Genomic DNA, 20,060 nt, shown 5'->3' with positions numbered 1-20,060 from the left:
TTACCTCTATAGCAGTTAACACTTAGTTGTTTTCGCCTTTTTGGTAAGTATATTCTACTCCAAAAATAAGCAAGCAAAAACCCGCGGGTGAGAAGGCCCCGCGGGTTTTCGTTTTAGCTTTTAATGGATAAGTTTAAAAGTATGTGTTTGTAAAGTAATGTAAGTAATTTTTAAGTAGATTGTTGTAAGAAAATCTGTAAGTTTTAAAAAAGGGATTTCTAAGCGGCTAGATTAGCCAACCTTAACTGGAGTTTCAGCTTCCTTGCCTTCAACCAATTCAAGGTTGTTGTCGAAGGCCTTAACTACCATGTTGCGAACAGCGTGAGTAGTGTAGAAAGCAGTGTGTGGAGTCACCAGAACGTTTGGACGAGCGATCAAGTCAGCCAAACGTGCGTCTGGGAATTCCTTGCCTTCCCAGTCTTCGTTGAAGACGCCAACTTCACCTTCGTAAACGTCCATTACGTAACCGAAGACCTTGCCTGAGTCCAAACCACGGATAACAGCGTCAGTGTCAACCAATGGACCACGTGATACGTTAACGATAACTACGTCTTGCTTCATTTCAGCGATTGACTTGTCGTTAATCATGTGAACGTTAGCTGGAACGTCAGGAACGTGCAGGGAAATAACGTCAGCTTGCTTGTACAGGTCGTCAAGTGAGTCTACGTAGTAGCCCTTCTTTTCCAATTCTGGGTTGCGGAAGATGTCGTAAGCGATAACCTTAGCGCCGAAGCCTTCCATGATTTGCATGAAGACTTGACCGATGTGGCCAGTACCTACAACACCAACAACTTGGTCGCGAACTTCACGGCCGATAGTTGGTGCCCAACGCAAGTCGTGACGGGCAACCTTTTCGTCCATAGCCTTGTCTTGACGCAGGATGCGGGCAGCTTGGATAGCAGCGTGTTCTGCGATGGCGTCTGGTGAGTAAACTGGAACGTTGGTGATTTGGAAGCCAAGTTCCTTAGCCTTAGCCATGTCGATGTTGTCAACACCAACGTTACGCAGGCTCATCTTAGTGATGCCGTTGTCTGCCAAAGCTTGCAGAGTTTCAGCAGTGTAGTCAAGTTGTTGGTAAACAACAACACCGTCAGCACCCTTTGCCAAAGCAGCAGTTTCTGGAGTCAAAAGCTTGTCAGTGTATTCAACTTCGACGTCCTTGTGAGCGTCTTCCCATTCCTTCAAGAATGGCTTTTCATCTTCACGAATTGCGTAAGCAAAAATTTTAGTCATTAATTGTCCCTCCGTTATTCTTGCTCTTACATTGATAATCTTAGCACAAAATCGCCTGGTAAAAAACTAAAATGTGAGTATTTGAGCAAATATTTTTCTTGTAAGCGCTACACTTAACGAATGGCCTGCTGTTAGTTCGTGAACGTGAGCATTTTTCACAAGCCTTATTTGTCAAAAAGGCCCAGACCCTTTAAACTGGTCTTAGCAAATAAAGGAGCAAGAAAAATGACAGTGCAAAAAATCATCCACGACCCCCTCAGTTTAAGCCAGCCGGCAGCTAAAGCGGCGGCCAGTGACCGGCAAGCGGCCCAGGACCTGCTGGACACCTTGCTGGCCCACCGGGAAAGCGTTGACGGCCTGCCGCCCGCCGCTGGCCTGGCCGCCAACATGATTGGGGTAAACAAGGCAATTATCGCGGTCAACGCCGGCTTTTTACCTATAGTTATGCTCAACCCTAAGATCGTTAAAAGATCCGGCCACTATTTGGCAGAAGAAGGCTGCCTGTCTTTGCCGGGAGAGCGGCCAGCTGACCGCTATGAAGAGATTACGGTCAAATACCAGGATATGGACTTAAAAGAGCATGAGCAGGCCTTTACGGGCTTTGTGGCGGAAACTATCCAGCATGAGGTCGACCACTGCAAGGGTAAATTAATTTAATAAGGTAGGAAAGCAAAAAGCTGGGCCAAACGGCTCAGCTTTTTTAATCGGTCAGGTAGGAGACCGGCTTGTTGACTTCGACTTTGGTGCCGGAGTATTTCTTGGCGATCCACTTTTGGATCTGCTTGTTATGGTAGAGCTTGCCCAGCTTCTTGTAAGCGGCATTGTTCTTGCTCTTCTTGGCAGTGGCCAGGACATTGATGTTGTTCTTGGTGCTCTGGTCGATCTTTTCGTGGTAAAGGGAGTCCTTCAGCACGTTCAAGTTGCCGGCCAGGGCGATGGTGTTGCCGATGAGGACGGCGTCGACGGACTTGATGATCCGCGGGCCGGTGGTGTCATCAATCAGCTTGAACTTGAACTTCTTGGAGTTGGAAACAATGTCGTTGGTGTTGCCGCTGGCTGCGTCAAAGTTCTTCTTCAGCTTGATCAGGCCGGCGCTTTGCAAAAGCAGGAGCCCTCTGGCTTCGTTGGCGGCATTGTTGGCCAGGGCGATGGTGGCGCCTTTAGGCAGGTCGGAGAGCTTCTTGTACTTAGATGAGTAGATCCCCATTGGTTCCAGGTAGGTCGTGGCCAGGGCTACTTGCTGGCCGGTGTTGCTCTTGGACTTATTGTAGGCTTCCAGGTAAGCCCAGGAAGCGAAGGCACTGACGTTGATACTGCCGTCGGAGGTTGCCCGCAGGAGGCTTGGCCCATCGGTAAAAGCCTTCACCTTGATCTTAAGGCCCAGCTTTTTGGCCTGGCTGCTCTTGGCGATGTGCTGCCAGACTTGGATGTCGGGGCCGATAGAGCCGACAGTGACGGTAGTCGTCTGGCTCTTGGCCGTTTGCCGGGAAGAAGTCAGGCGCAGGGCGAAGAAGGCGGCAATGATGATGACGAGGGCAATGGCGGCGGCGATGAGCCGCTGCTGCTTTTTCTTTCTTCTCATGATTTTTGCTCCTAAAAACTAGTCTTCAACCACGTGGCGGTCAAATGGGTCATCGCTGATGCCCTTCTTCAGGATGTCATTGCACCATTCCTGGGCGCTGAAGAGGGAGTGGTCGCGGTAGTTGCCGCAGCTTTCGATGGTGGTACCAGGCACGTCTTCCCAAGTGATGTCGTCTCTGATGGCCTTGAGGGAGTCACGCAGGGCCTTGGCTACTTCAGTGGTGCTGTGTTCACCCCAGGTAATCAAGTGGAAACCAGTCCGGCAGCCGAATGGGGAGCAGTCGATGACGCCGTCTAAGCGGTCGCGCAGGAGGCTGGCCAGGAGGTGTTCAATGGTGTGCAGGCCGCCAGTTGGAATGGCATTTTCGTTAGGCTGCACCAGGCGGAGGTCGAAGTTGGAGATCTTGTCGCCCTTAGGGCCTTCTTCAACGGTGATCAGGCGGACGTAAGGCGCCTTAACTTTAGTGTGGTCCAATTCAAAACTTTCTACTTTAGCCATGATGATAATCTCCTTTTTTCTAAAAAATACTGCTTGACTAAATTACTTGAAAAAACGTGACAAAAAAAGTCCCTGAACGAAATGCTTTCGCTCAGGGACGTATTAGCGTGTTACCACCCATCTTCACGGCCAAAAGAGGCCGCCTTTAAGTACGCTCCGCCTGGGCGGAGTTATACTCGGGCGCGGTATCGGGCGCCTCCCGCGGGAAGCTTGCCGGAGCTCGCCTCCCGTATGACTCAAAGACCATGTTCGCCGGGGCCTCTTCAGCGCTTTTCAGCCACCGCGCCTCTCTGAAAGAAGATTTGACCAGCTACTTATCTTTTCCTTGTCAACGTGTTTTCATTTTTTAATCATAATATAATAACGATAGCCGCTTGTCAACCTTTCGCGGCAAAAATTATCTAGTCCGGCTAATCGTCCTGCTTTTGCTTGCCGGAATTAAATTTCCGGTCCCGCAGATAGTCGGCAATCGTCGCGCCAATGAAGATCAAGTCAAAAGGACCTAGAAGGGCCAGTCCGGCGATGTTCAGCATGCTATAGGCCGCCGCGTTGGTAACTACGATAATTCCGATAGGAATCAGCATGTTCCAATAGCCAATCCGGTAACGGAAGAAGTCTGTAATCTTTTGCATCCTTGGCGCAAAGGGTGCAGTCAAAACAAAGCCGATCATTAACCCAGCTGAAAAATAGCTGATTAATAAACGAGTCATGATAATGCCTCAAAAATTTACTTTCCTAGAAAACAACAAATACAGTATTAATACCTGGAATTATAGTTCTGTTTCTAATCGCATACAAGTGGAAATTATCCAAGCCGGCTAATCGTCCTGGCCGCGGTTCTGCTTGGCTTCTTCCTCGCGCTTGATCTTGAGGACTAAGGGGGTCAGTTTAATTACCAGGAACTTGGCAAAGTAGTAGGCGATCACGAAGAAGATGATGATGCCGACCAGTTGGGCAAGCAAGACTGGCCAGATGTTGTAAGCTACCTCAGCTAAAATCATTTTTTCTCACTCCATTTCAAAAAACATGCTTTTCACTTTTGACATTAAGATAATTATAACTCTATATATTAATTATGTATAACTTTTTACATTATACATCAAAAAAACGAAGCTGCTTTAATCTGCAGCTTCGTTTTTGAATGATTAAACTTTTTCTTTCATCATCTGCAAGTACTTGGGCTGGTCAGACTTTGGAACGCCTAAAGCGTCTAGCGCCTCTTCTGCAGAAACGTTAAACTTTACCATTACACTTAAAGCGTCTGCCATTTTTGCCTCATCCAATCCTTGCTTGCGGCCTTCATCAACGCCGAGCTTGCGCTCATGGCGTAAAGTTGTCTCGTATTCCAATCTGTTCGCCCTCCATTCTTGATTATGATTGTAGTAATCCATCTTCTTGGCGATGTCATTGATCAGAGCATTCTTGCGGTCAACTTGGCCATTCATCAGATCCAAGAACTTCTGCATGGTCGGACTGACTTTGCCGTTCACTCCCTTTGAGTTGACGTAGACGACGTGAGTGCCATCACCAAGTGCCCGGTGCGTTTTCGGACAATACACGATGTAATCTGAAACCCGCTCCTTGTCCCCGAACTGGTCAAAGGGAGAGAAGATAATTACGAACATCGGTGGCAAATCATCGTAGTCAGTCCCGGCCAGCAAAGTGGTCATGTCAACTAAAGCCTTGTAATAGCGGCTCCGCTTGGGCTGGAAATCCCGGGAGAGTTGCATTTCGATGTCATAGATCCGCCCTTGTTCGTCAAAGGCCTGGATATCCAACCGGATAGCCTTGTCTTCACGGCCACCCTTGATTTGTGACTGGGCTTTTGTCGTCACCTTTTTGATCTTGAGTTCTGGCAACAATTCTTGCAAGAGCCGGGTGCAGATCTGTTCATCGCTCATCACCGCGAAAAACATAAAATCGTCAGTAATGCCAATCGGTTCGTACTGGTTCAAATTATTTTCCTTGACCATATTATAAAGCATCCTTTCGCTAGTAAGCCATTTTTTACCCCTCCATTTACTAGTACGTTTATTTCGGCAAAAATTTTCTGACAAATTCAATTTATTTGAGGGAAATGGCGAAAAAGCCCCAAAACTCTTTACACTACTCGCCCAGAGTAAAGAAAAAACCGCCAGCCGCGGTTAAATACCAGCGGCTGGCGGTTATTAATTTTTAGCCCAAGCGGTTGAGCAGTTCCTTCAAGAAGTCGTAAGTGCTGCCGACGTAGCGGTAGTCTGAGCCTTCGAAGACGATAGCGTTCGGGTTGGTGTTGACGGAGATGATGTTTTCAGCATGGTCAACAGTAAAGGTGTATTGCGGCGCGCCGGCAATCCCCAGGTTGATCAAAACTTGCGGCTTGATCTTATGGCCGTTGACGCCGAGCTGCTGGCCACGGTTGAAGTCTGAGCCGACCATTGGTCTGGTAACCCCGATTTCAGCACCCAGCTTTTCAGCTACTTGCTTGGCCAGAGCGATAGTTTCCGGCTGGTTGGCACCACGGCCCAGAGCCAGAACGATCTTGGCCTTTGGCAGGCCGGCTGCTTGTGATGGGCTGCTTACCGCGTCAACCGCGCCGGCTGGGGTCTTGGCTGCTTCCAAAAGCGGCAGGATCTGGTCAAGGTCGGTCAAGTCAGCCTGCTTTCTGGCCACTTCCTGGCTTGGTACATTAGCCATTTCAGCGTTGCTGATTTCCGTGTACATCTTTTCAATCGTACCTTCAGCAATTTCCATGGCTCTGGCATCTCTTACCAGGTGTTCTGGAGCAAATTCAGCGCTGTAGCCGTAGCCACCCATGATCTGCAGGGTCAAGTCGCAGGATTCAACCGCAGCCTTGCTCCCAAAGCACTTGGCCATAGCCGATTGTTCCATGTATGGCTGGCCGGCGTCCTTCAAGCGGGCTGCTTCTTGGTAAACCAGGCGGGTCAGTTCCTTGTTAGTCGCGATCTTGCTGATCTTGTACTGGGTAACCTGCATGTCCTTGAGCAGGGTCTTGCCAGACTTGCGCTTAGCTGCGTAGTTCTTGGCAATATCAAGAGCGTGTTCTTGAATCCCGGTCAAAACGGCCCCCATCAAGTAGCGGGCATCATCGTGGGCGTTGTTGGCAATTTCCAAACCTTGCCCCCGCTTGCCCAACATGTTTTCCGGACCAACTTCGATCTGGTTCATGACAACTTCCCCGCAAGGAATCCCCCGCAGGCCGATGAACTTTTCAACATAGCCAAAGGAAAAACCTGGCATCCCCTTGTCCACGATAAAGACAGAGTATTCGTCAGGACCAGTCTTCACGTTGACTGAGTAAACTTGAGCCAGGGTCCCGTTGGTGATCATGACCTTGTCACCATTGATGATCCAGCGGCCGTCCTTTTCAACAGCGTAGGACTGGTGGGCACTTGGGTTGGAGCCGCCTTCTGGTTCAGTGTTGGAGAAACCGAGGATGGCTTGGGCGCCCCAGGCAAAGTAGCGCGCCTTAGCGGCGTCAGTACCGTACTTGGCCAGCTGGTCACAGCTCTTGTAGTGGCCTTCCAGCATTACGCCGACACTGGCGTTGGCCTTGGCCAGGATGTTGACGATCTTGCCGGCAGTCATGGCGCTGACGCCTAAGCCGCCATATTCTTTAGGAATTTTTGCCTTCAAAAGGCCCAGGTCAACGATCTTCTGGAAAAGGCCGTTTGGCAGCTTGGCCATCCGGTCGATCTGCAGGTCAAAAGGTGCTACGTCCTTAGCGGCCAGTTGCTTGACGGCTTGCAAAAGTTCAGTTTCGTTTGTCATGTCAGTTTCCTCATCATTCTTTTTTTATATAAAATGTCTCGATCTAAAATTTGAACAATCAGTAATCCAGAAAGCGCTTTTATAATTAATATACTATCATGAACTGGTACTAGTGTGCAATAGGAGGAATAAAAAAGCCTCACTCGCGTGAGGCTGAGGATTAATCCAAATGAATTTCCCGGTCAAAAAGCTGGCGGGTTTCCGTGGGCAGATTATGGGCGATGAACAGAATTGTTTTATCTGTCTCAAGCAAGCGGGTAATAATGTCCCGCGTGGCGGCTTGGTCAATGGCGCTGGTGCCTTCATCGATCAAAAGCAGCCGACTGTGGTAAAGATAGCTGCGGGCCAGAACGATTTTTTGCCGCTGACCGCCAGAAACATTGCTGTCTTCTACGGCAACCCTTGTATCAAGCCCGGCTGGCCAAAGACGCAGGTCTTCACTTAAGTTTACCTGCTTTGCTGTTTGGAAGAGCAAGTCGTGATCATTTAAAGCCGGATTGAACATGGTCATGTTTTCAGCAATGCTGCCGGGGAAAAGCTGGGGATCCTGGGGGAGATAGCCGATTTGACTTAAGTTGGGCTGAATGACCTGTCCCTGTTGGTCCAGATAGTGAATTTCACCACTGGCGGCCTTGACTTCGCCTAAGAGCAGCTTGAAAAAAGTGCTTTTCCCCCGGCCGCTTTCGCCAGTCAGCAAAACTTTTTCTCCAGGCTGCAGCTTGATGGCCGGGTAAGCCAGGCTTAGGCCGGAAAAGTCAACGGTTAAGGGGCTGCTGGTAAAAGCAGCAGGAACCTGGCCAGTCTCTTTTTTCTCTGGGACGGCTTCTCTTTGCTTAAGCAGGTCTTGCCGCAGCTGGCGGCTGCCGGAAATTTCGCCTAAGTAGTCAGCCGCGTTTTGCAGATTGCCAAAAAAGTCGCTGTTAAAAGAAGCGATGCTGCTGAGCAGGCCAAAAGCCGTCCAGTGATGGATGACCAGAAAAGCAGTCAAGAGCAGGATCAAGCTGCTGCCAAGTGAGTAGGCCAGCTGGTTGAGGTAGTCCAAGCGGGCAGAGACGGCGCTTTTGTGCACATGGGCATCTTCAAGCTCCTTGGCGGCCAGGCCGGCTTTTTCTTTGAACCAGGCTAAGGACAGGCAGCGGTGCAAGTCGCCAAGGCCCAGCAACCAGTCGCCGAGGACTTTAAGATAGGCCTGGTTCTGCGCGGCTAGTCTCTGGTTGGCGTGGTTGAGCTGGCGATCCAGCAGGCGGGGCAGGTAGAGCTGCACCAAAGCAAAAATTAGGCAGGCGATAAAGAGGCTCCAGTGAAAGCTGAGCAGGGCGCCGCCAGCGGCCAGGACAATCATGCCGGCCTTAAAGCTGCTGTAAATATTGCGCAGGTAGCTGACAGTCAGCAGGTCTCCTTCCTTAAGCAGCTGATTTTGTGCCTGGGCTGGATCGTGTGCTTGGCCATCATTGAATATATGCAGGGCAAGCTCTTGCCGGATCTGCTGCAGGTAGCTTTGGATCAGCTTTTCCAGGGCCAGGTTGCCATAGTAGGTGAGCAAGGCACTGAAGACCAGACAGGCCAGCTGCAAAGCCAACATTTGGGCAAAAAGACCGGGCTGCCGGTTTCTTAAAGCATTGAATTCCAGGGTCAAGGCATAAGAAGACCCGACCAGAAGCAAGGAACTTAAAGCCGCGGCCAGGAAGAGCAGGCTGCTTTTGACCGGTTTGCAGAGGTAAAATTCTTTAAAAGTCATACATGCTCCTTCTTAGCTAAGCTGATTTCCCGGTCAAAGTGGGCTTTTTGCTTAGGGCTTAAATTGTGGGCAACGAAGAGGACGGTTGCGGGCAACTGGCAAAGAGTTTGCAAGATCTGGTCCTGGCCGGCCCGGTCAACCGCACTCAATGATTCATCCAGCAAAAGCAGGGGGAAGTCATGGCAAAAAGACCGGGTAAGAGCCAGTTTTTGCTTTTGACCGCCAGACAGGGTCAAATCGTCTGGAGTAATCTGGCGCTGGGGATCAAGTTTGAGGCCGACCATTTCCAGATATTTTTTGGGATCAGCACTTAGGCCAGGGCTATGCATGGTCACGTTTTCCGCCAAAGTCGCGGGAAACAGGACCAGGTCCTGGGCCAGGTAGCCGATTGAGTAAGGGTCTGGCTGGAAGGCTTGGCCAGCAGCGTCTTTAAAAACGATCTGGCCTTTTTCAGCTTGTAAATCACCTAAAAGCAGTTTTAAAAGAGTGCTTTTACCGCTGCCGCTGTCGCCAGTGATGAGAATTTTTTCACCAGCATGGATTATCAAATCGGGGTAGGACAAAAGCTGTTTGCCGCGGGTTAGGGAGACCTGTTTGACCTCGATTTGGGCCATTCGGCTGACTGGCTGCAGTAGGCTGTTTTTCTTGCTTTCCTGCAAGTGGCTAAGCCGCTGGCGGAGGCTTTTGGTCGAATTCAGAAAGGAATAGCTGCCGGCGATGTTTTCCAGGACAGAAAAAATGCTACTGGCAAAATAGCCAGCCGCGATGACGCCACCTATGGACATCTGTCCTTTAAAGAAAAGGAAGCCGGCGATGAGGGGGATGCTGACCGTGCCCAAGGCGTTGCTAAGGCTCTGCAAGCACTGGATCTGGCTGCTCATCTTGCGGCGGCCGACTTGCCGGTCGGCCAGCTCTTGGCCGGACTTAAGCAGGGCTTTTTGATAAGGGCCTTTGGCAAAATAGCGGCGCAGTTCTGCTAGGCCGGCAGTCCATTGGGCGATAGTCGCTAAAAAGTGCTGGTTGGCAACCGATAATTGATCGGTTGCCTGGTTGCTGTATTTTTCCAATAAGCGGGCAATCGCGAAGGAAGTCACGGTGGTTAAGAGGCTGGCCAGGAGCAGGAGCCAGTGAAAAGACAAGAGGCTGGCGGCAACCATAAGCGCGTTGATAACGTCACAGATCAAGTAAAAGAGAACAGTCGCGTAATCGTAAGTCAAAGTGTCAAGGTCTTGGCTAAAATGGTTGGTCATCTCGGAGACGCCGGCAGGCTGCTTGTAATAGTGGTCAGCCAGTCTGTCTCTGACGCCGTGCAGATACTGCTGGGTCTGCTTGCTGAAGAGGTAGTTGGCCCCGTTGAAAGCCAAGTTCAGTACTAAGGCCAGGGCAAACTGGATCAGAAGCAGGCTGCAAAAAATGTTAAAACGGCCGGCGGAAACTTGGTTGACCATTGGCGAGAACAGGTAAGTTGAAGCAACGTCGATGACCTGGGTCATGACCAGCAGGGCAAAGATGATGGTGAAGCGGCCCCGGTTGCTGTTGATTAGTTTACGTAAAGTCATGGGCAAAAATCGTGTAGTCTTTTTCTCCTAAAGGATCTTGGGCTTGTAAATAGTATCTTTGTTGTGTAACTTTTATAATCTTAATTTAATATAAAGGCTTAAACAACCGGTATAAGCAGAAAACATTAACTATTTCCAGTGCTATTGCTTTTTACTTCTTGTTCATTTTTGCTAATGCTGAAACACAAAAAGCAGCCTCCCAAAGTTGGGAGACTGCCGCGTAATTCTATTCTGCTTTAATTAAGCGAAGTTTTCCTGCAGGTCCTTCACGCCGGCTTCTGACAGGGTGGTGTAGATTGAACCCTTAACACCCTTGAAGGTTTCCAGGCTAAGGTCGATGCTCTTTTCACCATTGCTGCCATCGCTGACTGCCACGCCCAAAAGCTTGTAGGCGGTTGAAGTCGGGTCTGGTGAGAAGTACAGGCGCTTCTTGCCGTCAGTTACTGACTTTTCAGTGTAGAAGTAAACCTTGGCCGGGCTGGACTTGACTGCCAGGTTGAGGTCGCTGGAGTCAACCTTGTTCAAGGTCAGCAATTCGTAGTGCTGAGCCAGGTGACCGCCAACGCTTTGGAAGACAGCCAGGAACTTTTCAGTTGCTTCAGGGTCAACTTCACCAAAGTCGATGTTGTCGTTTTCTTGTACCAATGACAAGATCAACAAGTGCTTGGTATCCTCGTCGTAGTATACGCTGAAGTTTTCAACGCCACCTGGCCAAGGAGCCTTGCCCTTTTCGTATTGGGTGAAGTAGACGCTTGAGTCGTTCTTGACAACCAGCTTGTTTGCGCCATCAACGGTCTCCAGACTGATGATCGGCATTGGCGGAACATAGCTGTCCTTTTGACGCTGTGCCCACAGCTGGGATTGCTTCTTCTTTTCATTGCGGGAGTTGATGTAAGTACCCACGCCGATGATGATGATCAATAATAAAAGTATCCAACCCATAGTTGTCTAAACCTCCAGTATAGGCATTTCTTCCGAGCTGAAAAAATGCTTGATTAATGCTAAGTTAAAATTTATCTGGCTCAAAGCTAAGTGCTAAGCCCGTTTATATCTTTTAATTTTACTACAAAATAGCTGTTTGGCAAACCTTGTACAGGCCGCAAAGTTATTAAAATTAAGCGGAGACGGGATTTTTTTAGAAAAAAGCAGCTAATCCTTATTAGAAATAAATTAAGTTAGCGCTTGGCATTCTTTTCAATGCTTTCCCTTAAGTAGCCCAGATACTTTTGCCCGATGGAAGAGAGCTGGTGCAGGCGGTTGGTCAGGTAGCCGATTTCAATGTATTCGTCGCTGATCAAAGGCCGGGCGATGATGTCGTCCCCGTTTAAGTCAGCGTTGATGATCCCTGAAGAGATGGTATAGCCGTTTAAGCCGATTGCCAGGTTAAACAGGGTGGCCCGGTCACTGACAATGATGGATTTTGGTGAGTGCTGGTCAGCCAAGGTTTCTTCCCAGTAATAGAAGGAATTGTGCTGGCCCTGGTCGTAGCTGAGCTTGGGGTAGGGCAAGAGGTCGGCTAAAGAGATAGATTTTTTGCCGGCCAGGGGATGATTTCTGTATAAAAAGACGTGGGGGCGGGCCTTAAAGAGGGGAGTAAAGCTGAGTTCCTTTTCCTGGAAGCTGTTTTCCATGACCTGGCGGTTGTAGCGGCTGAGGTAGACAATGCCGATCTCGCTGTGGAGGTTGGCCACGTCTTCGATGACTTCATAGGTCCGCATCTCTTTGAGGCTGGCTTGGTAGTCGCTCTGGCCGATTTCTTTTAACAGCTGGACGAAGGCGTCAACGGCGAAAGCATAGTGCTGGGCCGCCACGGAAAAAATCTTCGGCGCGCTGGACTGGTCGCCGTAGCGGCGCTCAAGCAGCTGGACCTGGTCCAGGATCTGCTGGGCGTATTGCATGAACTCCCGGCCATCTTCGGTTAAGCTAACCCCTTTTTTGCCCCGGATCAGGATGGTGATCCCCATTTCTTTTTCCAGCTGCTTGATGGCACTGGACAGGGTGGGCTGGGCGATGAAAAGTTCCTTGGCTGCCTCGGTCATGTTGCCGAGGGCGACGACTTTTTGCAGATAGAGCAGTTGCTGAATGCGCATGCTTGAACCTCCATAGTTTAAATCTATCGATACACGATAAAAATAGCTATTTTCAATCATAACGAGATCTGGCTATAATAACAAGCATTAAGAGCAAATTAAAAATACGATTTAAAAACTTCGGAGGTAATTCAGATGTCATTTCCACGTTACGATATTGTCGGCAGTTTCTTGCGTCCAGCAGCATTAAAGGAAGCCCGGGAAAAATTTGCCCGCGGCGAGATCAGCCAGGCCGAGCTTACGGCTGTAGAAGACCAGGAAATCAAGGACCTGGTGCAAAAAGAAGTTGCTGCCGGCTTAAAGGTAGTTTCTGATGGGGAATTCCGCCGCAGCTATTGGCACTTGGATACTTTCTGGGGCTTTGGCGGGGTTGAACATGTGCGGGCTGATCATGGTTACTTCTTCCATGATGAAGAAACCCGGCCAGACGCGGCCAAGTTGGTTGGTAAATTGACTTATGAAGCCGGCCACCCGGACGTGGCAGCTTTCGACTTCCTCAAGCCTTTGGCGGATGCGGCTGGCGTTGAAGCCCGGCAGAGTATCCCTGCCCCGGCTCAGCTCTACTGTGAATTGATTTGCCGCAACGATGAATTGATCGCGGCTACTGATGTCGTTTACCCAGACCGGGCAGAACTGGCTAAGGACGTTTCCAAGGTCTACCGGGAATTGATTTTGGACTTGTACAAGCACGGTGCCCGCGACATCAAGCTGGACGACTGTACTTGGGGCGTTTTGGTCAACGACAGCTTCTGGCATGCTTTTGACGAAGGCCACCTCAAGCGCGAAGAAATCCTGCAGCTTTACAAGGAAATCAATGAAAATGCCTTGGTTGACCTGCCAGAAGACTTGCGGATCACGACCCACATCTGCCGGGGCAACTACGACTCAACTTGGGCTTCAGAAGGCGGCTACGGCCCAGCTGCGCCTTACGTCTTCAAGGAAAAAGGGGTGGACGCCTTCTACCTGGAATTTGACGATGACCGGTCAGGCGACTTCGCTCCTTTAGCTGAAGTGCCAGCTGACAAGGTAGTTGTTTTGGGCCTGGTAACCAGCAAGAAGCCGGAATTGGAAGACCCGGAAGCTTTGAAGGCCCGGATCAAGGAAGCCGGCCAGTACCACCCATTGGCTACTACGGCTCTCAGCACTCAGTGCGGCTTTGCCTCAACTGAAGAAGGCAACCACTTGACTGATGAAGAACAATGGGCCAAGATCAAGCTGGTCATCGACACGGCTAAGGAAGTTTGGCCAGACGCTGAATAATCAATAGGGATGCCTCCTTGCGCGGGGCATCTTTTTGATATTTGGAAAAAATGTCACAAGTCTGATAATTTTCTCAAAAAGTCAGCCGAAGCGCTTTCGAAAAGCCAAATTCTTCTTTATAATAGGACTAGCAAAAAGAGAACATTGAAGAAATGAGGCAACTACTTTGAAGAAATATGCATTTGGTGTTGACATCGGTGGTACCACTGTAAAGATTGGTTTGTTTGAAACCAACGGTGAATTGTCCCAAAAGTGGGAAATCCCAACTAGAAAAGAAGGCAACGGGTCCAAGATCCTGCCTGACATCGCTGCTTCTCTGAACGACAAGCTGAAGGAACTGGACATTCCTAAGGAAGAAGTAGCCGGGATCGGCATCGACGTGCCAGGTCCAATCCTGGACGACGAAATCGTCAACCGCTGCGTCAACCTGGGCTGGGGCGTCTTCAACGTGGCTGAAAAGGTCCGCAAGCTGACTGGCCTGGACGAAGTCAAGGTAGCCAACGACGCCAACGCTGCTGCTTTGGGTGAAATGTGGCAAGGTGGTGGTGAAAGCCACCAAAACGTTGTCATGGTTACCCTGGGTACCGGTGTCGGTGGCGGGATCATCTCTGAAGGCAAGATCGTCGCTGGTGCCTTTGGGGCTGCCGGGGAAATCGGCCACATGCTGGTCAATAAGGATGAAACCCAGCTCTGCGGCTGCGGCAAGAAGGGCCACCTGGAACAATACGCTTCCGCTACTGGCATTGCCCGCAAGGCCAAGGAACTTCTGGCTGAAAGCAGCGAAGAATCAAGTCTGCGCGGGGTAGACCAACTTGACGCCAAGGCCGTCTTTGACGCGGCTAAGGAAGGCGACAAGCTGGCTTTGGAAATCGTGGACTTTGTCGGCGAAACTTTGGGTACTGCCCTGGCTTCCATCTCCTGCGTCTTTGACCCAGAAGTCTACGTTATCGGCGGCGGGGTCTCCAAGGCTGGCCAAATCTTGCTTGACACTGTGCAAAAGCACTTCGTTGACGCGGCCTTCCACGCTTCTGAAGGTACTGAATTCGCCCTGGCCCAACTGGGCAACGATGCCGGTATGTACGGCGCCGTTAAGATGGTTCTGTAATTTTGAATATAGAAAAAGCACCAGGCTTTTAAAGTCTGGTGCTTATTTTGTTTAGTCTAAAGAGTCCAGGGTTGCCTTCATCGTTGCGGCTGAGGCCTGCATCTTGGCCAATTCGCTGTCATTTAACGGCAATTCCAGCACGTGGCTGATCCCTTGCCCGTTGATGATGGCCAGGGTGCCCAGATAGATCTCATCCTTGATCCCGTATTCCCCGTGCAATGGCGCGGAAAGAGGCAGGGCCAGGTCGTTGTTTTCCAAAATGGCCGCCACGATTTTGGCCAGCATCATGGCCACGCCATAGTAGGTCGCGCCCTTTTTGCCGATGATCTCGCCGCCCTTTTCCCGGACGTGGGCTTCAATCTCATCCAAGGCTGCTTTCGTCATGCCTGGATAGTCAAGCAAGGGCTTGCCGTTGACCACGGCACTTGAGAAGTTCTCAAAGCTGCTGTCGCCATGTTCGCCCAGAACCCAGGCGTTGACTGATTCAATTGGCACTTGCAGCCGCTTGGCCAGCTCCACCCGCAAACGGGCTGAGTCCAGGGAAGTCCCGGTGCCGATGACCCGCTTCTTCGGGAAGCCGGACAGCTTCTGGGTCAAGGTGGTCAAGATGTCGACCGGGTTGGCGGAAACGACGAAGATACCGCTGAAGCCGGAAGCTACGACTGGATCAATGATGCTCCGCAAGATGGCTTCATTCTTCTTGATCAAGTCAAGCCGGCTTTCACCTGGCTTGCGGGGCACGCCGGCCGTGATAACTACCACATCGGCGTCAGCCGCGTCGCTGTAGTCGCCAGCTCTCAGCTTGGTCTGGCCCGTAAAGTAGGTCAGGTCTTCCAGGTCCAGGCAGTCGCCCGCGGCCCGGTCTTTATTCAAGTCGCAGATGACCAGTTCATCCACCCGCGTTGTTTGCAATAAATCGTTGGCAAAGTTGGAACCGACAGCACCGTCGCCAACTAGCAGGACTTTTCTACTCATTATTTAATCCTCCTTCAAGGAAATTAGCTAACCATATTATAACTGAATTAGCTGGAAAATTTCCCGGGAAATAAAAAACGCGGCCCAGAGGACTGCGTTTCTTAGAAATGTGATGTGATGTGATAAAACTTAAGCTTGCTACGACAAAGTAGTTTGCTTGGCGGCGCCTGTTAGTGATAGGAGTAGAGGCGCCGCATGTGATGAGTAAGGAAAAAATAAGTTTGTCTGTCTGTAAGAGACAGGAACCGAAAAATGTTGAAATACATATCTGAGTTCAGAGCCGGCCCTTGCCTATAAAAAACAAGTAACATAATAGAAAAGCAAAAGCATGGCAACTGGGCTGCTCATGAACCTATTAAGAGCTACACCAACCGGTGGCATGCTCGGATCGCCACCTGTCAGTAGTACCGAAAATTATAACGACTGAAGGAGAAAAAATGAGAAAAATAACTAGCCGCATAACTTTCGAAGAATATAGTACTACGGTTTATGCTAATAATCAAAAAAACAGCTCACTTTTTTGATTATTAAAAAACATATCTTTTTGTAAGCGGTTGGGGGAAAATGAAAACTGCAAAAAATTAAGCTTGTGACTTGGTAAACTTTCAGAAAAGATAGCTAGCCAAAGAAAAACGGCTCCAGCAGAGCTGAAGCCGTGACATGGTAGATATTTAATTCTAGTTTTCTAGTTTGTTAGTTTGCTTGTTTTCCTGCTTTTGTCTTTCCAGCCTTAAGCTGCCCGCTTCTTGGCCTGGATTTCCTTAAGGCCTGGCAGGCTGATCATGACCAGGAAGCTGATGATGTAGAGGGCGGATAAGAAGCCCATAACCACGTACAGGTTGTAGTGGTCCATCAAGGCACCAATGATGACGGAAGAGAAGCCCCCGATGGCCCGGCCAGTGTTCATGATTAAGTTGTTAGCCGTGGACCGGATTTCAGTCGGGTAGAGCTGGCTGATTACCGCCCCGTAGCCGCCAAACATCCCATTGGAGAAGAAGCCGGTCAAGGCTCCGGCCAAGAGCATGGCCCAGTAGCTGGTCACGTTGACGATGGCAAAGACCACGACCGCGCTGCCCAAAAGGAAGATGCCGAAGGCCCAGCGGGGACCGATCTTGTCCATGCTCGTCCCGAAGACCATCATCCCAATGCTCATCCCGATGATAGTAGCGATCATCCAGTAAGAAGAGCCGGAAACGGACAGGCCCTGCTTCTTCTGCACGATTGACGGCAGCCAGTTCATCAAGCCAAAGTAGCCGGCAATCTGCACGATCGTCATCAGCATCAAGGCCAGGGTCTGCAAAGCCAGGCGGGGTGTCTCAAACAAGCGGCCGAAGGAGATCTTTTCACTCGTTTCTTCCGCCTTCTTGTGAGCGGCCAAAAATTCATCGCTTTCCTTGACGTGGCGGCGGACAAAGTAGGTCAAGACAACCGGCACTACCCCAAAGAGGAAGAGGGTGTTCCAGCCGTAAGCCGGAATGATCCAGGCGGCCAGAAGAGCGGCCACGATAGAGCCGATTTGGCCACCCACGGCCGCCACCGAGCTGGCCCGGCCGATTTGATTAGCCTGGAAGTTTTCCGCGATCAAGGCAATCCCGACCCCGTATTCACCGCCGGCCCCGATCCCGGCTAAGAAGCGGAGAGCGTAAAGGGCGGTGATGTTGTGGGCAAAGTAGGTTAAGCCAGTCGCGATGGCAAAAAGAAAGATCGTATAGCTGAAAGTTTTGACCCGGCCGATACGATCTCCTAGCAGCCCAAAGAGCGCGCCACCGAAGAACATTCCGAGGTTGGTAAAAGTTCCGATCCAGCCGCCGGCCGCGGAGCTGATGTGCATCTGCGCGATGATTTCCGACAGGGAGAAAGACAGGAACATGACGTCCATGTTTTCCAGCAGGAAGCCGGAAGACATGGAGGCCAAAACCCACTTTTGGTTAGTGGACATTGAGCTGGTATTATCCATTATTAACTTGTACCTCCAAAATTAATGCTCACGGACATTACTTATTTTGTATCGGTAACAATTATTTGCGTTTTCCTTAAGATTGTCAAGGGCTCTTGCAAAACAATCGTTATTTAATTACTCAGTCCGGTCGCTGATGGCCTTCGGCAGGGCAATATTGTGGTGGAGACTATGCCAAAGATGCTGGTCAGCCAGGGCAATCATCGGCCCATTGACCAGGAGGCAAAGGAGGGTGCCAATATTGACGGCATAGACTTTGCCCGTTGCCAGCCAGCAGATGCCGGTAAGCAAAAGCGGAACGCTGAAGTTGATCAGCTGGGCCCGGACCACCTTGTTCTTGCAGTACATGAAGCGGAGGATGTTGGTCGTGTCGTCATTCGGGTGCATGAGCAAATTTGCCCTTTGGTAAAAGGAAATGGAGCAGCCCAGGGTCATGATGCCCAAAAGCCCGGCTGCCAGCCGCCAAGGCAAAGGCAGGTCCGGCAGGCCAAGGGCGGAAAAGAGCCTGGTGAACAAGTTGATGAAGTAGCTGAAGCAGGCGATAAAGACGACTTCGCCCAGGAAACGGGGCAGGTCAAAGCGCCGCATAAGCAGCTGGTTGATGACGGCCACCAAAAAACCAGTCAAAAACATGGCCAGGGCAATGCTGGTATGGAAAATATGGGCCAGGTTGACCTCTGACGCTCCCCAGGGGGCCGTGCCGATATTGCTGGAAATGGTGATCCCGTTGCCAAAAGCATTCAAGACCAGGCCAAAGGTCAAGGCCGCCAGCCGGCGGGGAAGGGGGTCAAAGCCAGACCCGGCTTTCGGTTTGAAGAAAGACAGAAAAACATGAAGTGAGAAATGTGATTTACTGATATCCAAAATATGCCTCGAAAAAAATATACTTGCTATTTAAGTATCATAATTTTACTCTATCGTTTGCTGAGATTCCAATAGATTTTCTCTAATTATAATTTACTGGCGATAAACTGCTTTTTAATCAGATAAATCTATTAATAAAAATAAGCATTCTATTACAAAATGTAAACGGTTTACTATATACTGAAATTAAGTGAGAAAAATAACAAAAGGAGTGAAAGCAATGTCAGTTAAGAAGCACCGGTATGCCGCTACGGCCAGTACGGTCTACTTTTCATACTTTATGATGGGGATCGGGATGTCCCTTTTGGCCCAGTTCAAGCCCCAGTTTGCCAGCCTCTGGCATTCCTCAATTTCCGGAGTATTGAGCGTGGTCAGCGCGGTTGGGATCGGGGGGATCGTCTCCATCTTGATCACTGGTCCTATTTCAGACCACTTTGGCCGCCGGGCCTCAGCCGTCATCGGCCACTTATTGTGGGCTATCTACTATATCGGCCTGCTTTATGCCCCGAATTTTGCGGTTGCCTACATCATCGGGATCCTGGGCGGGATCGCCAATTCCTTCTTGAACGCGTCCAACTTCCCGGCCTTGATGGAAATCTTTCCAGAAAGTGCCTCAGTAGCCGGCCTCATGTCTAAGTTTGCCATCAATATCGGCCAATTCTGCCTGCCTTTAGCTATCCTGCTGGGGACGGCCCTGGGTTCAGGCTACCGGACCGTCTTCATGCTGGCTGGCATTTTGTACATCGTCATGGCCTTGATTCTGGCCTTTTCACCTTACCCAGACCAGGTCACTGGCCCGAAAAAGCAGGAAAAAGCCAAGCACGACTTCAACCTGGGCGTCTGGAGCCTGGTTTTGATGGGTTTCACTTCCACGGCTGCCTTCCTGCTCTGGATCAATACCTACCAGGAACTGGCCAAGTCCTACGGGATTGCCAACCCCAGCTCCTTGCAGTCAGTCTACGCGGTTGGGGCCTCAATTGCCGTCCTTTTCAACTCCTTTATCATTAAAAAAGGGGTCAAGGAAATCGACATCTTGATCTGGTACCCCCTGCTCAGCGCTGCTGGCCTGCTTTTGGCCTACTTCATCAAGGCCCCGCAAATCCTCTACCTGACCAGTCTGGCGGTCGGCTTCTTCGCGGCCAGCGGTCTTTACCAGCTGGGCCAAAGCGTCCTGGGCCAGATGTACCCGGACATGAAGGCGACTGTTCAGTCTTGGGGCGGCTTCTTCTCAGCCTTCGCCAACTTTGCCATCATCCAGCTGGCGGCTTCCATTACGGCCCGGACTGGCGCGGCTGCCCCGCGTTTGATCCTGCTTTTGAACGTGGCCAATATGCTGGTCGGCACGGCTTTGGCCTTCGTAGTCAAGCGGGTTGGCCAGAAGAAGCAGGGTAAGGCTGATTAATACATTATTTTTAATAAAGACGATCT

18 protein-coding genes are annotated in these 20,060 nt (G+C 50.3%); 4 read left to right on the top strand and 14 right to left on the bottom strand.

Going from position 1 to position 20,060, the window contains the following annotated elements:
* Positions 1–231: 231 nt before the first annotated feature.
* Positions 232–1,233 (bottom strand): D-2-hydroxyacid dehydrogenase, encoded by a 1,002-nt coding sequence (locus ACLUXO_RS06405; protein ID WP_412136813.1) that lies wholly within the window; start codon positions 1,231–1,233, stop codon positions 232–234.
* Positions 1,234–1,458: 225 nt separating this feature from the next.
* Between ACLUXO_RS06405 and ACLUXO_RS06400 the strand changes: the two genes are divergently transcribed.
* Positions 1,459–1,890 (top strand): peptide deformylase, encoded by a 432-nt coding sequence (locus tag ACLUXO_RS06400; RefSeq protein WP_412136812.1) that lies wholly within the window; start codon positions 1,459–1,461, stop codon positions 1,888–1,890.
* A 43-nt stretch (positions 1,891–1,933) separates the two neighbouring features.
* Here ACLUXO_RS06400 and ACLUXO_RS06395 read toward each other — a convergent pair whose 3' ends face one another.
* The 10 genes from ACLUXO_RS06395 to ACLUXO_RS06350 all read right to left on the bottom strand — a co-directional run bounded on the left by ACLUXO_RS06395 (position 1,934) and on the right by ACLUXO_RS06350 (position 12,471).
* A complete protein-coding gene (locus tag ACLUXO_RS06395) occupies positions 1,934–2,815 on the bottom strand; it encodes a MetQ/NlpA family ABC transporter substrate-binding protein (RefSeq protein ID WP_412136811.1) in 882 nt (293 codons plus the stop codon).
* An 18-nt stretch (positions 2,816–2,833) separates the two neighbouring features.
* Entirely contained in the window at positions 2,834–3,313 is a 480-nt protein-coding gene (locus tag ACLUXO_RS06390; protein WP_002879583.1) for an S-ribosylhomocysteine lyase, read from the bottom strand.
* Between the two features lie 410 nt (positions 3,314–3,723).
* Positions 3,724–4,023 carry a hypothetical protein gene (locus ACLUXO_RS06385; protein ID WP_231523914.1) on the bottom strand — a complete coding sequence of 100 codons (300 nt, stop codon included), beginning with the start codon at positions 4,021–4,023 and terminating at the stop codon, positions 3,724–3,726.
* A 108-nt stretch (positions 4,024–4,131) separates the two neighbouring features.
* On the bottom strand, positions 4,132–4,314 hold the full coding sequence (locus tag ACLUXO_RS06380) for a hypothetical protein (protein ID WP_270448314.1): 183 nt from the start codon (positions 4,312–4,314) through the stop codon (positions 4,132–4,134).
* 144 nt (positions 4,315–4,458) lie between these two features.
* The gene (locus ACLUXO_RS06375) at positions 4,459–5,286 is read right to left on the bottom strand and encodes an Rpn family recombination-promoting nuclease/putative transposase (RefSeq protein ID WP_412136810.1); all 828 of its coding nucleotides are present in this window, start codon (positions 5,284–5,286) and stop codon (positions 4,459–4,461) included.
* A 202-nt stretch (positions 5,287–5,488) separates the two neighbouring features.
* Entirely contained in the window at positions 5,489–7,084 is a 1,596-nt protein-coding gene (locus ACLUXO_RS06370; protein ID WP_412136809.1) for an acyl-CoA dehydrogenase family protein, read from the bottom strand.
* Between the two features lie 160 nt (positions 7,085–7,244).
* Positions 7,245–8,822: an ATP-binding cassette domain-containing protein gene (locus ACLUXO_RS06365; protein WP_412136808.1), complete on the bottom strand. Its 1,578-nt coding sequence runs from the start codon at positions 8,820–8,822 to the stop codon at positions 7,245–7,247.
* Positions 8,819–10,381 (bottom strand): ATP-binding cassette domain-containing protein, encoded by a 1,563-nt coding sequence (locus ACLUXO_RS06360; RefSeq protein ID WP_412136807.1) that lies wholly within the window; start codon positions 10,379–10,381, stop codon positions 8,819–8,821. The genes ACLUXO_RS06365 and ACLUXO_RS06360 overlap by 4 nt, the downstream gene beginning before the upstream one ends.
* Before the next feature lie 240 nt (positions 10,382–10,621).
* Positions 10,622–11,323 carry a hypothetical protein gene (locus tag ACLUXO_RS06355; protein WP_412136806.1) on the bottom strand — a complete coding sequence of 234 codons (702 nt, stop codon included), beginning with the start codon at positions 11,321–11,323 and terminating at the stop codon, positions 10,622–10,624.
* A gap of 233 nt (positions 11,324–11,556) precedes the next feature.
* Positions 11,557–12,471, bottom strand: a complete 915-nt coding sequence (locus ACLUXO_RS06350) for a LysR family transcriptional regulator (RefSeq protein WP_412136805.1) — start codon at positions 12,469–12,471, stop codon at positions 11,557–11,559.
* Between the two features lie 135 nt (positions 12,472–12,606).
* Here ACLUXO_RS06350 and ACLUXO_RS06345 point away from each other — a divergent pair, with 135 nt between their 5' ends.
* Positions 12,607–13,731 (top strand): 5-methyltetrahydropteroyltriglutamate--homocysteine S-methyltransferase, encoded by a 1,125-nt coding sequence (locus tag ACLUXO_RS06345; protein ID WP_412136804.1) that lies wholly within the window; start codon positions 12,607–12,609, stop codon positions 13,729–13,731.
* Positions 13,732–13,897: 166 nt separating this feature from the next.
* Entirely contained in the window at positions 13,898–14,836 is a 939-nt protein-coding gene (locus ACLUXO_RS06340) for an ROK family glucokinase (RefSeq protein ID WP_412136803.1), read from the top strand.
* A gap of 51 nt (positions 14,837–14,887) precedes the next feature.
* Here the strand turns inward: ACLUXO_RS06340 and ACLUXO_RS06335 are convergent, their stop codons facing one another.
* The 3 genes from ACLUXO_RS06335 to ACLUXO_RS06325 all read right to left on the bottom strand — a co-directional run bounded on the left by ACLUXO_RS06335 (position 14,888) and on the right by ACLUXO_RS06325 (position 18,632).
* Positions 14,888–15,811, bottom strand: coding sequence for an L-lactate dehydrogenase (locus ACLUXO_RS06335; protein ID WP_412136802.1), 924 nt, complete (start codon positions 15,809–15,811; stop codon positions 14,888–14,890).
* Between the two features lie 730 nt (positions 15,812–16,541).
* The gene (locus ACLUXO_RS06330) at positions 16,542–17,768 is read right to left on the bottom strand and encodes an MFS transporter (RefSeq protein WP_412136801.1); all 1,227 of its coding nucleotides are present in this window, start codon (positions 17,766–17,768) and stop codon (positions 16,542–16,544) included.
* 117 nt (positions 17,769–17,885) lie between these two features.
* Positions 17,886–18,632, bottom strand: coding sequence for a YczE/YyaS/YitT family protein (locus ACLUXO_RS06325; RefSeq protein WP_412136800.1), 747 nt, complete (start codon positions 18,630–18,632; stop codon positions 17,886–17,888).
* Positions 18,633–18,852: 220 nt separating this feature from the next.
* On the opposite strand from ACLUXO_RS06325, the gene ACLUXO_RS06320 reads away from it, so the two are divergent.
* Positions 18,853–20,034, top strand: a complete 1,182-nt coding sequence (locus ACLUXO_RS06320) for an MFS transporter (protein WP_412136799.1) — start codon at positions 18,853–18,855, stop codon at positions 20,032–20,034.
* Positions 20,035–20,060: the final 26 nt, after the last annotated feature.

It is taken from the genome of Lactobacillus delbrueckii subsp. bulgaricus (assembly GCF_046938665.1).
GTDB classification, from domain to species: domain Bacteria; phylum Bacillota; class Bacilli; order Lactobacillales; family Lactobacillaceae; genus Lactobacillus; species Lactobacillus delbrueckii_C.
The sequence above is the reverse complement of the archived record's forward strand: the minus strand, read 5'-3'. Positions and strand labels throughout refer to the sequence as shown.